Here is a 14046-nt window from a genome sequence, read left to right as displayed (position 1 = left end):
TGATCAAAGGACAAAAGAATTAATCTCCGAACTGCATTTGACTGTAATAATTCACCAAATCCTCGTCTTGCTCAGCCTTAACCAATTCTTTGACAGCCTCTTTAGTTTCAGGTGTATCCAAATACAATAACGACTGCAAAGCTGCCAATCTCAAATATTTGCTTTTGCCCTCCAAGCCCATTTTTTTCAAATAAGCCACCCCCGCTTCTTTTTGAACCTCAGGCGCTTCATCCAACAACTCGCCAAGCATTTGAACTAAATACCATTGAGTCTCAAGTCCTCCATTATCAATCTTATCCACAAACCAACCATACTTTATATACTCTTTGTTTTTCGAATAAAATCCTGCCAAGGATAAAATAATATTAACATTATTCTGATCATCATACTTTTCAAACAAATCGCTAACCTCATCAACATTCGTATTAGCCAACGAATATCCATACAAGGCAGAACCTATCACAGAGTAAGCAGAGTCATGCAAGGCATGCTCAAACAAGTCCAAGTTTTCTGTCGGCGCCAATTCCGCCAATAAATTAATCGCCGCAGCTCTAACCATTGACTTTGAGTCTGAAGCCGCAACTTTCTCTACTTTCGCTACCAAAGCGTCAAGTTGCGAACCTTTATATGATTCCATGAATGCCAAAGATATTTCCCTAATCGTCTGAGAAGAATCTTTAAACGCTTCTGTCAAAACAAGATCATCCCAACCAAGATGACCTTCTTTGACAGAGTCTTGCAATGCTGTTAAAGCACTGTACCTTGCCATAAATTGATCTGAAGCATTATATTGGGATTTAAGTTCATCAATACTCTTTGGATGGTTAACAATCCCCAACAATTGCTGATCCCCATCAAACAACACGAAATCAGGCACTCCATTAACCTCAAATTCAAAAGAGCTAGTCTCCTTGTCAATGACTACAGGAAATCTTTGTTTCTTGCCTTGATTGTACACATCAACATATAATGGCAATCGGTAAAGAGGCGTTTTATTCAAATCTTGAACCTGAGTAACATTCACTACAACTTTTCGTTTTTCCGGATTATAGCTACTCGCCACATTCAATTCAGGGTGTCCCGAAGCTAGAAACCACTGATTGAAGAACCAATTCAAATCTTGGCCAGTAACTTTCTCAAAAGCCATTCTCAAATCAGCCAATTCGACAGTACCATACTGATGCGTATTCAAATACAGCTGAAGAGATGCAAAAAACGCCTCATCTCCAATAGCATTTCTAAGCATATGCAAAATGCACCCTCCTTTATTGTAAGAATGCCTATCGAACATATCTTCACGACTTACATAATGATATCGAATCATATTTTCCCTTTTGGATTCCGCTTCCGCAAAGTATCCATTCATCTCGTCAAGCCTGTGAGCATCCGCATAATCCTTACCATGCTTATGCTCAAACCACAAGTATTCGCTATAATTCGCAAAAGATTCATTCAAAGGCAAATTAGACCATGATTCGCACGTCACCAAGTCACCAAACCAATGATGGAACAATTCATGAGCAATAATCCCATCCCAATCATAATCAAGCAAATTACGCTTATCCATTTGCACTTCTTCCATGAAAACCGACGCGGATGTGTTTTCCATAGCTCCAGACACAAAATCATGTACGACTACTTGATCGTACTTTGGCCAAGGGTAATCATACCCAAGAACTGTTGAAAAGAATTCCATCATTTCAGGAGTATTATTGAATATCGCTTGAGCATCATCCGCATACTCATGATCAACATAATAAGCCAAAGGAATATTTCGCCACTTGTCTTTAACGACTGCGAAATCCCCCACAGCCATCATCACAAGATAAGGGGCATGTTTTTTATCCATTTTCCAATAGTCCGTTCTCGTACCATCCTCATTATGCTTAGAGTAAATCAAAGATCCATTAGACAATGTTTTAAACTTATCATCAACAGTCATGAATATTTCCTGTGTCGTTTTGGAATTCGGCACATCAATCGTTGGAAACCAACAAGAAGAAGCTTCCGTCTCACCTTGAGTCCATAGCTGAGTAGGCTTCTTACTATCAGTACTATCAGGGTTAATAAAATAAAGCCCCTTATCTTCTGTTATCGCAGTGCTACCTCCAACTTCCAATTCATTTGGCTTAGCTACATAATCAATATACAATTGGACCAACTCATCTTTTGTAAACTCCCTTGGCAAACTAACGCCTAACTTTTTCCCATCATAACTATATTCAAGCGTATCTTTGCTTCCATCTTTGTTAAAAATAGATACTTCATTGATATCAAAACCTTTAGCATCCAACTCCAAATAATCTTGAGAATAAAAATGCGGTTTCAGACCTATACTAGCTTTACCATATAAAAATTGTTTTTGCCAATCAAAACTGACCTCCAATTTCGTATGCAAGAGGTCAAAATATTTTGTAGCTGAAGCTCTATAAATTGACAGCAAGGAGTCCTCTTTATTCAACAGAGCCAAATCCTCAGCAGATATCTCACGAACCCGCTCGTCATGTTCTTGATCATGAAGAACAGACGCTGCTTGTTGAGAAGCTCCACACCCCCATGAAACGATAGCCAATGCTATCAATAGCAACCCTAACTTATTATTCATAATTTTATGATAATTTTCAATATTCAAATTTGAGATATTTATTATTTGGGTTAAAATAATTAAAAAACACACAGCATCCGAACAACTTTACACGGATCAAGCAATTATTTATGTAAATGGCAAATTGCGTCAATCTTTCCAGCCAATAGCAAAAGACTTGAAATACTCTTCCTTATTACCTTGCCCCAAATCTCTTTCCAGTCTTAATATATACAACCCTTCCTTCAACGACCTACCTTTATTTCCATAGCCATTCCAACTTAATACACTTTTGACACCAAAACTCATATTAGAATGAATTTCATGAACAAGACGACCATAAGCGTCCAATACCTCTACCTTGCCAACAAAAGGCTCATGAAAATCCATATAAATCTCCAGCTCCGAATATTCTTCACTTTCTGGAATCAACACATTGCTAGACAAATAAAACTGAAGATCCGAATCAACCGCATCAATATAGACTGAATTCTCCTTACCTGGCGTTGCTCCTCCAGATGACTCGCTCGACATTTTCCACACATCAGAAGCTAGAGAATCATCAAACGACCTTCTCTCCAAGCTAAATCCTTCAACATCATCAATATGGGAAAAGCTTTGCACTTCCACATCATAAACCAAGCTGTCAACAACAAATCCATTACTTGCATCTACGAGGTAAACGCTCCCTTGTTCGTTCACGAAATTGGGAAGAGACTTCACCTCGACCGCATTATCACTTTCAGCATTAGAATAAAGCTCCAGATTACATTGCACATCACTTGAAAACCACAAATAAGACCGCGGGGCTAAATACTTTCCATAATCAGGCACATTAAAGCCCGAATCGCCAAACAATTCTTTTCTCACTGATAAATTGGTCAAATCAACCCATTTAGAATCCGACACATTGAAAATTTCAATAAAATCCTCACAATCCTGTACCGGATCAAATAAAATTTCCGAAAGCTTCAAATTCACCAATCCACCAGAAGGCTTCAATACCTTCACAGGCCTAGCATTCTTCAACTGATGACACCATGAAACCCCATCCAACTCAAAAGAATACAAACGATCAGACTCAAGCTCATGTTCAAGCGTAAATTCAATCGAAAAATCATCTATTGGCTCAGCATTCAAAACACTTCCTTTTTGAAAACCCATTTCATCAATATCAACCTCTTTGTAAGGTTTATTAAAACTCATCTTTATCAAAGTCTCAGACTTCAACTCGACAAGAACATCTAATTCTGACTGATCAAATTCATCGATCAACCCTTCTATGGAATTCCTCATCCCCGGCGTACCCTTTAATTCTGAGCGCGACACTCCCCATCCATATTGACTACAATGAAATTGCATATCTTTCTCCAAGCCAAACCCTTCCTGAATGACATCAAGATAATAATCAATGCTATAGTCTATTTCATCCAAAATACTCCCATCAACACTTATACTTATCACATCCCCTCCATTATTCATAGACGGCATCGCAAGAAGCTCAATAACTTTCGCATCTTTGCTAAATCCATCTCGACAATCACCCTTGCAAAAAACCGCATATTCCCCACTTAGCAAAGAGTCCTTTGGGAGCTGAACAGAACTTGATTCATCTGATAAAATCACATTCTGCAAATCAATCGTTTGATCTGAAGCGTTAAATAATTCCACATATTCAAATGGGAAAACACCATCCTTTTCGGGAGAAATCATCAGTTCAGTCAACAGCAAATCTCCAATTTTGGGATTTCTTACTCTTCTATAAGCAAATTCAATCTTTCGCTCATGAATTTCATTTCCTCTAAGATCTCTGACACCAGTAATTTCCAACACATTCCAATCATCAAACTCCCCTTCAATAACAATCCTCAACCTCTTAGAACTTTCACGCTCAATCTTTACTGGCTTGTTCTTATTTACCGCGAAATAGCTCGTTACTATACTTGAGAATTTCTCCACCTCTTCATTAAACTCCAACAACAACTCATTAGCAGAAAGAACTTCATAACGAATAACTGATGGAGGCAATGTATCCTGAATCTCTCTTATATATCTCTTACTAAAGTCAGGCAACTTTTGAAAATAAGAGCCTTCAAGCCTCGAAACACTTAACCAAACAGTATCGCCAACATTTTCAAATCCCACATATAACTGATCATCATTCCAACTTTGCCAAGTCAAATCAGCTCCTTCGATTTTTACACCAACAGAATCATTTAAGATTTCACCATCAAATGAAATCTTTACCATCTGATCAAACCATTCTACTTTGCTCAGATAATCATCATAATACAAATCAAAATCAATTTCACCCTTGAACTCTACAAGCTCTAACTCTTCAAAAGACTCACAAGCAGAAAATATCACGCCTCCTTTGACTATATCCCCTTCACTAACACCACATTGTTCAACATTATAATTTTGGTAATCCGTTTCGAGAAAAACACTTTGATCATTTAAAAAGTAAATATCCTGGCCAATTTCATTCTCCAGTCCCAAAAGGTATCGGACACTATCATGCTTATTTCCATTAAAATCCTTCATGCCAATAATATCTAAATCAAACTCATTAACTGAATCTTGAGCCATCAAAATATTATTCCTTACTAAAAATGGAATCTCCTTCCCATCAACTCTTACAACTTCAACCTCGGCGATCAAATCATCAAAAACGAGCTTTAAAATATTTGAAGTCGGCTTATAAAAATATGCGTCCAATATCGGCGCTACCGTGTCATATTTCAACAGTACTTTTTTGTTCAACAAATTCCCTTGCATATCTGGTAAATCATGTAGAGAAAGTTGATAAGCGCTATCACTCTGAAATTGATGATCAAAACTCAACTCAATTGTAAACAATTCATCATGAAAAAGTGAAACGAATTCTGTTGGGAACAATCCCGTGCCCAATTCAAAAGACCCCAAATGCAAGCTTTCCTCATTCAGCTTTTCATTAAACTCTAAATTGATTTGAAAATCATTTAGGATATAAGCTCTAAGTAAACTCGCTTTTCTAGTATCCCAATGCAAGTAAGCGTCAAAAGAACTAATAAGCTCTCCTTGAAGACTCTTTAAATTTCTAATACTAACCGGACATATAATATTTTTCTTTATTCCCTCAGGCAAGAAAAGCCTTAACACTTTATCATCCAACAAATAAAAAATATCCGCTCTCCCAATTCCTTCAACATATATTTCAACACTATCCAATGACCCTAACTCAATATCAAACACCAAGTCAACAACTCTTTCATCATGAACTAAGGAACTAACGAACTCGCTTTGAGCCAGCACATTCACCTCTAGCGTATCCACTTTATTGCCTGATAAATCTGATAAACCAATTAGCTTAAACCTATACAAGCTATCATTCACAAAAGCATCTTCTGAAATCAACTCTATCGCTTGGCCTTGAAACACAATTTCCATTTCTTCATTGGACTCCCCTATCACTTTCAACTCCTCATCCTTTATTATTTCATCAAATTTCAGCCGAACGACATTCGGGTTTACAAACTCGCCACCAATATACACTGGCAGAGTCTTATCCAACTCCAACACCACCGTTGTATCAGATCTGGAAATGCCATTGCAATTCGAGTAATCAGAAACTGTTAATTGATATTTTCGCTCTTCCCATTCTCCAACAAGTGTCCAGCTTTTTTGATCAATACTCCAAACCCCATCATTAATTGCAGTCCCATCAACAAAGACCTTAAAGCGTGTTGCATCAACTGGAATATCAAAACCCAAAACCATCAATGAGTCATTCAAGGCTATTCTCTCCAATCGAGGCAATTCGCCATGCCAATCTGAATTACCAATTGAGTTCTCCAAACCAGGTGTACCACCAGCAGGCGCTTCCGAACCCCTCCAATTCATTCTTTTATCATAGCATTTCCAATCTGGGTTTATTCTCTCCAAACTCCATCCACCTTTCGACTTTTCACTATCTTGATAATAGCTTAAGTCATACTCTATTCGATCCAACAACACTTCTTGCCTATTTTTTAGCTTTATCTCATCGCTGGAATTATTCAATGACGCCCAACTACTCAAACCCATGACATTCATTGATTCCGAAAACATTTCCACATGCCCTTCTTTCACAAGCAACAAGTACTCTTGCGGTTCCAATATAAACTCCTTCAACTTCACTTCTTTGCTCAAATCCGCTATTGTAAAATCTATAGTATTCACAGAAAATTCATTAGGATTGAAAATCTCAATATATTCCACATTAGGGAGTTCAACAGACGGAGAAGGATCAACCATCAATTCTGAGATAAGCAATAAAGTGTCAATGTCAGATTTCTCATTATTCAATTGATGAATGTAGAATAATTCCAAATTCCGGCTCTCAAAGTCAAAATAGTACATACATGAAGCCTCTTGAAAAATATTCATAAAGAAAATAGCGATGAGGGCAAATTTCATCTTCCACTTTTTAAGCTTTATCATTTTATTATTTGGGATATATGGCTTTTGATGAAAAAAAATTGATAACTTTGTAACAAAGCAAAGAACAATCCAACAAAAGGAAAAAGGATTGTTTTTTCTTCTTATAATTACAATTATTTTAATAGTATAAATGTCGATAATATGAGAATCGCAGTAGTTGGGGCTACCGGTCTAGTCGGTGGCGAAATCCTTAAGGTCCTAGATGAAAGAAACTTCCAATTCGACGAGCTAATGCTAGTAGCTTCAGCTCGTAGCGCAGGGAAGAAAATGGAATATAAAGGCGTGGAATATACTATTATTAGCATGGAAGACGCTGTTGCAGCCAAGCCTGACATTGCTATTTTTTCAGCTGGAGGAGGAACATCTTTGGAGTGGGCTCCAAAATTCGCGGAAGCGGGAACTACAGTAGTTGATAATTCCTCAGCTTGGAGAATGAATCCGGCTAATAAGCTTATCGTTCCTGAAATCAATGCTTCATCTTTAACAAAAGAAGATAAAATCATTGCCAACCCTAACTGCTCCACAATTCAAATGGTTCTAGCTTTGGCTCCTCTTCATGAAAAATATGGCTTGAAGAGAGTTGTTGTTTCGACATACCAATCAGTAACAGGAACAGGAAAAGCAGCCGTAGACCAGTTGACAAATGAGAGAAATGGCGTAGAAGGAGAAATGGCTTATCCTCATAAGATTGACATGAACGTATTGCCTCATATCGATGTATTCATGGACAATGGCTATACAAAAGAGGAAATGAAAATGACCAACGAAACTATGAAAATCCTTGAGGATGATCAGGTGAAAGTTACGGCAACTACAGTAAGATTACCGGTAGTTGGAGGTCATGCGGAAGCTATCAACGCGGAGTTTAAAAATGATTTTGACGTAGCAGAGGTTCGATCTATTCTAGAAGGCACAGAAGGCATTATCATTGAAGATGATCCTGCAAATAATGTTTACCCTATGCCTATCAACGCTCACAACAAAAACGAAGTGTTTGTTGGAAGAATCCGAAGAGACGAATCTCAAGCAAATACGCTTAATATGTGGGTAGTTGCCGACAACTTAAGAAAAGGAGCTGCCACCAACGCTGTTCAAATAGCTGAATATCTAGTAAAAAACGAGCTTGTATAATACTTGCTGAAAATTAAATATCTTAACAAACAAGAAAAGGCTTTCATCTGATGAAAGCCTTTTCTTTTTATTCAAAACTCAATGTTCTTATCAGACAATATATCTTTTAGCCCATGAATCTAGGGCTTTGAGTTCCCAAGTTTTCAAAAATGAAGACTTATCAGCCACTCCGTTATTATACACCAATGAGTCGGCGTTCAATTCTCCACTCTCCGCCGAGCTTTTCAACTCCTGCAAAGATCTTACGATAAAGTTATCGCCGTTTCTGAACGCGACCTTGGAGCGATCAAAACAATCAACACCTATTTCAGCAACTATCTTTTTGATTGCATTCACTGATGAGTCAATAGAGCACCCTGTCGCTCCATGCATATCTTCATCCACAGCAAGGATCAAAAAGAGACCATATTTCAATTCGCAACTAGCTTTCAAGTCTTTACCATGAGCTTGCCATGACTCTATAAATGGCATCATTCCCTGCAATACTCTTTCCTGCTCCTTCTTATCCAATACTCTCTCAAACTGATATACCCACAGCCTTGAAGAGTCAGGCATATTTTCAAATTTTTCTAACATAGCAGTTTATTTTTTCACAAATGTATAAATATTTTTTTGCTATGCCTTTTCTTTATTTTCATTCATTGATTCATAGACGATCTCAGCGATATCTTTCACTTCCATGTCTGAATTTTCATTCTTCATTCCATCTCTAAGCATCAACATGCAAAATGGACAAGCTACTCCAACCATCTCAGTATTTGTTCCACAAGCTTGCTTCGCTCTTTCAAAGTGAACTTCATTGTTTCCACTTTCAGCATCCTTGAAAATTTGCGCGCCGCCAGCGCCACAACACATCCCATTTTTACGAGATCTTTTCATCTCCACCAATTCCATATCCAAAGCCTCAATAACAGCCCTAGGAGCCTCATACACATCATTGCCTCGCCCTAGATAGCAAGAATCGTGAAATGTGATTTTTTTACCTTTAAAAGGCTTGTTATCTTCCAGTTTCAACCTTCCTCCATCGATTAATTCCTGCAAATACTGCGAATGGTGAAGCACATCGTAATTTCCTCCAATATCCGGATATTCATTCTTGAATATATTGAAACAATGGGGACATGCGGTCACAATCTTACTAACTTTGTATGCATTCAAAGTTTGTATATTTTGCGTAGCCTGCATTTGGTACAAAAATTCATTACCGGCTCTTCTTGCAGGATCTCCTGTGCACATTTCCTCATCTCCCAATACTGCATACTCTACACCGATAGCATTAAGTATTTTGATCATTGAAATAGTGACTTTCTTGTATCTGTCATCAAAAGATCCGGCACAACCAACCCAAAACAATACTTCAGGCTGTTTTCCTTCGGCAGCCATAGCCTTCATAGTAGGTACTTCCATATGCATTCGCATTTAAAAAATTATAGAAAAAGGTTTAGTTACTTCAAATCATCCTTCCACTTAAAGCGATCTTGCGCTGGAAACTTCCAAGGTGAAAAAGAAGTCTCTATATTGGAATACATCTGATTCCATTGAGCTGGAGAAGACGACTCTTCCATCGCAGCGTATCTGCGGAGACCTAGAATTATCTCCAAAGGATTTAAATTAATAGGACAAGCCTCTGTGCAGGCATTGCAAGTGGTGCAGGCATTTATTTCCTCGGCTGTTATAAAATCACCCAACAGAGCTTTTTTCGAAACAATGCCCTGCTTTATTTCTTTGCCTTTTTCCTCCATTCGATCCCTCGTGTCCATTAAAATTTTACGTGGAGACAATTTCTTTCCAGTCATATTCGCAGGACAAACCGACGTGCATCTTCCGCATTCAGAGCATGAGTAAGCATCCAATAAATTCTTTCTTGTCAAGTCTTCCACATCTTTAGCCCCCAATCGAGGCACTTCACCAGCGACTTCATTCGAAGTCTCCAAACCCAACATGGACTGCACTTCAGTTGTCACTTCATCCATATTTATCATTTTCCCTTGAGACATCAACCTAGCCCAAAATGTAGCTGGAAATGCCAAAGCCAAATGAAGATGCTTCGAATAAGTGATATAATAACCAAATGAAAGTATTCCGACGATATGCAACCACCAAGCCACTCGCTCAATGACAATCAACATGGAAGTGTCCAAACCTTGAAAAATGGGAACCAGCAAATGGCTGAAAAATAATATTCCTGTATGATGATAACCGAGAACACCTCTAGCCTGAAGAGCTTGATCAGCCCCGTTCATAACCAATATTGCAATCATCAAAGCTATTTCGAAAAGTAAAATCAACAAGGCATCGACTTTGGGCCATCTTCTCATTTCCGAACTTTGGAACCTAGCGACTTTCAACACATGTCTTCGAACTATAAAAACCAAACATGCTACAATTACTAACACAGCCAAAAACTCAAAAAAATTAATCATCATGCCATAAACTTCTCCCATCCATGAGAGAAATAGCCTGTGCGTACCAAGCATGCCATCCAATACAATTTCCAAGACCTCGATATTGATCAGCAAAAAGCCTAAATAAACAGCCAAGTGCAACGTTGCAGGTATCAAACGCTTAAACATCTTTTTTTGTCCCAAAGCCACCATCAGCATATTTCTCAACCGAAGCCTTGCTTCATCCCCCTTCGACTTGTTTGAAGTTGATTTTCCCATGGAAATATTTTTCTTAATAAACAGTATCCGACCTCTTATTAAAAAAACAGCTGTTATAAATACTAAGGCGAAGACAAGCTGGGATACGATTTGCATAGGCGATTTTTTAACATGGAAAAAAGGTAATTATACAAGTGCAATTTTTATACTCATTTACAAGCACTTGCGAATTTCTTCGACTATTGCGTTTAAATATTGGCCATTTTTTCCTCCCAAAGTCTTGCAAAATGAAAACTTTGGTTTACCTTTGCAGTCCGTTTGCTGGTGATGTAGCTCAGTTGGTAGAGCATCGGACTGAAAATCCGTGAGTCGGTGGTTCGAGCCCACTCATCACCACATTCTTCAAAGAGAAAGTATATCGCACGTCAAGCTGGTGATGTAGCTCAGTTGGTAGAGCATCGGACTGAAAATCCGTGAGTCGGTGGTTCGAGCCCACTCATCACCACTTTTCTCTTTAAAAATAGAAGATATCGCAATTAACAACGGTGATGTAGCTCAGTTGGTAGAGCATCGGACTGAAAATCCGTGAGTCGGTGGTTCGAGCCCACTCATCACCACTTTCTTCTTTTAGAAGGATTTGCGATGTCATAAACCTAGTCGGTGATGTAGCTCAGTTGGTAGAGCATCGGACTGAAAATCCGTGAGTCGGTGGTTCGAGCCCACTCATCACCACTTCTTCTTTTGAAGAGTTTGCGATATCATAAATTAAGTCGGTGATGTAGCTCAGTTGGTAGAGCATCGGACTGAAAATCCGTGAGTCGGTGGTTCGAGCCCACTCATCACCACTTCTTCTTTTTGAATAATATTGAATATCATAAATTAAGTTGGTGATGTAGCTCAGTTGGTAGAGCATCGGACTGAAAATCCGTGAGTCGGTGGTTCGAGCCCACTCATCACCACTTCTTTCCCCAAATAACTCTGTTCCTAGAGTAAACACTCCAAAATCAATCATCTTTCTTATTTTCTAAAACTTCAATTGTAGCGAAATATTTTGCCAATTAGCAATTATGAGTTTTAACGTGAACGAAACATAAAAAAAGCCGCCATGATTTTCATGACAGCTTATCGCAATATTATCAAATTCTTTCAATCAAGATGATTACTTCATCACTCCTTCTAAAACATCCTTGATAGGAACTCTTTTTCCATCTTTGTAAGAAACAATCCAAGCGTCTTTCACACCCATTTCTCTCAAGTACTTCTTGAAAGTATTAGCTTCCCAGTAATCTCTGAAAACACCCAAAGTGATTTTTTGCTCGCCGTCGTCACCGTACTCGCCGCCGAAGTTCTCATTATTATCAAAGTACTTAGACAAATCTTTCTTTCTAAACGCTCCAATCTGAACTTTGAATACGATACCATTCATATCCACTTTCGATCCAGACTTCGACGATCCTGTTGATGAAGATGATGCGCTCGCAGACGACAATTGATCTTCCAAGTCGCTGATTCTATTGTTTTTTCTTGCCAATTCAGAAGATTTATCGCTTAGCTGACCTTCCAAATCATCCACTTGATTGTCCAAGTCAGTGATTTTGCTCTTCAAAGCTGCGTAATCCTCAGTAAGTTGCTTGTAAGCTTCCGGAGTTAAACTTTTAAGTTTCTTCTTCCACTCTTTTTTCTCTTTCTTGCTTAAGCTTTGCGCTTGGGCACTTTGTCCAAAAAGTCCAATGGCAAAAAGTAAACCGATCGCTAAAATTACTTTTTTCATCATCTTGTTTTAAAATTAGAGTCTATATAACCTTTTTTTGCGAATATAGGTATAAAAATTTGATTTTCTATAATTATTCTTATTTTTCAGAATTTCCTAGCATCTTCGTAGGATCAACCCATAAATTAAACTCATCTTCTGTCAATAATCCAAGTTCCAACGCGGATTCTTTCAGCGATTTATTTTCCTTATAAGCCTTTTTAGCAATCTGCGCAGCTTTTTCATATCCAATATGCGTATTCAATGCAGTTATCAACATCAATGACTTATCCAAGTTGTCTTTAATTCTTAGATCATTTGGTTGAATACCCACAACACAGTGCTTAGTAAAGGACTCGCAAGAGTCGGCCAACAATCGGATAGAATTCAATACATTATATATAATCATCGGCTTGAAAACATTCAGTTCAAAATGTCCATTCGAACCTCCAACAGAAACAGAAACATCATTGCCCATCACTTGAGCCGCTACCATCGTCAATGCCTCGCATTGAGTAGGATTTACTTTCCCCGGCATAATGGAAGAACCTGGTTCGTTCGCGGGTAAAATTATCTCAGCCAATCCTGAGCGCGGACCAGACCCCAAAAAGCGAATGTCATTGCCAATTTTCATCAATGACACAGCCAGTTGCTTTAAAGCGCCATGCAACTCAACCATAGCGTCTTTTGCCGCCAAAGCTTCGAATTTATTCGGAGCAGTCTTGAAAGGCAAACCTGTCAATGAAGCAATATTTTCCGCTACTTTATCAGCATACCCATTAGGTGTATTCAAGCCGGTACCAACAGCAGTTCCCCCCAATGCAAGCTCCGAAACGTGAGGCAATGTATTCTCAATGGCTTTTTTCGCATGTTGCAATTGAGCTAAATATCCTGAGAACTCCATTCCCAACGTAATCGGCGTCGCGTCCATCGTATGTGTGCGACCGATCTTAACGATATCTTTAAATTCGTCAGATTTTTGAGAAATAGCATTGATCAAATAACCTAGTTTCGGAAACAAATCTTCAACAACTGCCTTATAAGAAGCTATGGACATCGCCGTAGGAAAAGTGTCATTAGAAGACTGGCTTTTATTCACATCATCATTGGGATGAATGACTTTCTCAGTATCAGTCAAAGCGCCTCCAGAAATAACATGAGCTCTATTCGCTATGACTTCATTCACATTCATATTGGATTGAGTGCCTGACCCTGTTTGCCAAACCACTAAAGGAAAGTGATCATCCAAACTCCCGGAAGATATCTCATCGCAAACCTGAGAGATCAATTTTTCTTTCTCAGCATCAAGCGTTCCCAATTCAAGATTAGTTATCGCAGCCGCTTTTTTCAATACTGCGAAGGCTTTGATGATTTGCTTTGGCATTCGCATGCTATCTCCGCCAATCTTGAAATTCATTCTGGATCTTTGAGTCTGCGCTCCCCAATATTTATCAGCGGGAACTTCAACATCCCCTATGGTATCTTTTTCAATTCTATAGTCTTCCATTTTTTGCTAA

Annotated in this window: 8 protein-coding genes and 6 tRNA genes; 7 read left to right on the top strand and 7 right to left on the bottom strand. The window is 38.5% G+C overall.

Features of this window, described 5'->3' with window-relative positions; genetic code table 11:
• Positions 1-19: 19 nt before the first annotated feature.
• Both AABK36_RS02340 and AABK36_RS02335 read right to left on the bottom strand, forming a co-directional pair.
• Entirely contained in the window at positions 20-2605 is a 2586-nt protein-coding gene (locus tag AABK36_RS02340; RefSeq protein WP_309937415.1) for a M1 family metallopeptidase, read from the bottom strand.
• A gap of 129 nt (positions 2606-2734) precedes the next feature.
• Positions 2735-7021 (bottom strand): lamin tail domain-containing protein, encoded by a 4287-nt coding sequence (locus AABK36_RS02335; RefSeq protein ID WP_309937414.1) that lies wholly within the window; start codon positions 7019-7021, stop codon positions 2735-2737.
• A gap of 165 nt (positions 7022-7186) precedes the next feature.
• Between AABK36_RS02335 and AABK36_RS02330 the strand changes: the two genes are divergently transcribed.
• Positions 7187-8176 (top strand): aspartate-semialdehyde dehydrogenase, encoded by a 990-nt coding sequence (locus AABK36_RS02330; protein WP_309937413.1) that lies wholly within the window; start codon positions 7187-7189, stop codon positions 8174-8176.
• Between the two features lie 90 nt (positions 8177-8266).
• Here AABK36_RS02330 and AABK36_RS02325 read toward each other — a convergent pair whose 3' ends face one another.
• The 3 genes from AABK36_RS02325 to AABK36_RS02315 are packed head-to-tail and all read right to left on the bottom strand — an operon-like array spanning position 8267 to position 10839.
• On the bottom strand, positions 8267-8752 hold the full coding sequence (locus tag AABK36_RS02325) for a hypothetical protein (RefSeq protein WP_309937412.1): 486 nt from the start codon (positions 8750-8752) through the stop codon (positions 8267-8269).
• 39 nt (positions 8753-8791) lie between these two features.
• A complete protein-coding gene (locus AABK36_RS02320) occupies positions 8792-9583 on the bottom strand; it encodes a (Fe-S)-binding protein (protein ID WP_309937411.1) in 792 nt (263 codons plus the stop codon).
• A 38-nt stretch (positions 9584-9621) separates the two neighbouring features.
• A complete protein-coding gene (locus AABK36_RS02315; RefSeq protein WP_309937410.1) occupies positions 9622-10839 on the bottom strand; it encodes a (Fe-S)-binding protein in 1218 nt (405 codons plus the stop codon).
• 263 nt (positions 10840-11102) lie between these two features.
• Between AABK36_RS02315 and AABK36_RS02310 the strand changes: the two genes are divergently transcribed.
• From AABK36_RS02310 to AABK36_RS02285, 6 genes are all read left to right on the top strand, one after another.
• Positions 11103-11175 (top strand) — tRNA-Phe (locus AABK36_RS02310).
• 36 nt (positions 11176-11211) lie between these two features.
• Positions 11212-11284: transfer RNA gene (locus tag AABK36_RS02305), tRNA-Phe, on the top strand.
• A gap of 39 nt (positions 11285-11323) precedes the next feature.
• A tRNA-Phe gene (locus AABK36_RS02300) sits at positions 11324-11396 on the top strand.
• Between the two features lie 42 nt (positions 11397-11438).
• Positions 11439-11511 (top strand) — tRNA-Phe (locus tag AABK36_RS02295).
• A gap of 40 nt (positions 11512-11551) precedes the next feature.
• Positions 11552-11624 (top strand) — tRNA-Phe (locus AABK36_RS02290).
• 41 nt (positions 11625-11665) lie between these two features.
• Positions 11666-11738 (top strand) — tRNA-Phe (locus AABK36_RS02285).
• A 200-nt stretch (positions 11739-11938) separates the two neighbouring features.
• Here AABK36_RS02285 and AABK36_RS02280 read toward each other — a convergent pair.
• Positions 11939-12553, bottom strand: a complete 615-nt coding sequence (locus AABK36_RS02280) for an Ezrin/radixin/moesin family protein (protein WP_309937409.1) — start codon at positions 12551-12553, stop codon at positions 11939-11941.
• Positions 12554-12629: 76 nt separating this feature from the next.
• Positions 12630-14036, bottom strand: a complete 1407-nt coding sequence (gene fumC / locus AABK36_RS02275) for a class II fumarate hydratase (RefSeq protein WP_309937407.1) — start codon at positions 14034-14036, stop codon at positions 12630-12632.
• Positions 14037-14046: the final 10 nt, after the last annotated feature.

Source organism: Aureibacter tunicatorum, assembly GCF_036492635.1.
GTDB classification, from domain to species: Bacteria; Bacteroidota; Bacteroidia; order Cytophagales; family Cyclobacteriaceae; genus Aureibacter; species Aureibacter tunicatorum.
This window is presented reverse-complemented; position numbering and strand designations above follow the sequence as displayed.

What these genes read in the sequence shown, in the direction of transcription:
- fumC (WP_309937407.1), bottom strand. Translation starts at nt 14,036, where the DNA reads ATGGAAGACTATAGAATTGAAAAAGATACCATAGGGGATGTTGAAGTT.
- AABK36_RS02280 (WP_309937409.1), bottom strand. Translation starts at nt 12,553, where the DNA reads ATGATGAAAAAAGTAATTTTAGCGATCGGTTTACTTTTTGCCATTGGA.
- AABK36_RS02325 (WP_309937412.1), bottom strand. Translation starts at nt 8,752, where the DNA reads ATGTTAGAAAAATTTGAAAATATGCCTGACTCTTCAAGGCTGTGGGTA.
- AABK36_RS02320 (WP_309937411.1), bottom strand. Translation starts at nt 9,583, where the DNA reads ATGGAAGTACCTACTATGAAGGCTATGGCTGCCGAAGGAAAACAGCCT.
- AABK36_RS02340 (WP_309937415.1), bottom strand. Translation starts at nt 2,605, where the DNA reads ATGAATAATAAGTTAGGGTTGCTATTGATAGCATTGGCTATCGTTTCA.
- AABK36_RS02315 (WP_309937410.1), bottom strand. Translation starts at nt 10,839, where the DNA reads ATGGGAAAATCAACTTCAAACAAGTCGAAGGGGGATGAAGCAAGGCTT.
- AABK36_RS02330 (WP_309937413.1), top strand. Translation starts at nt 7,187, where the DNA reads ATGAGAATCGCAGTAGTTGGGGCTACCGGTCTAGTCGGTGGCGAAATC.
- AABK36_RS02335 (WP_309937414.1), bottom strand. Translation starts at nt 7,021, where the DNA reads ATGAAATTTGCCCTCATCGCTATTTTCTTTATGAATATTTTTCAAGAG.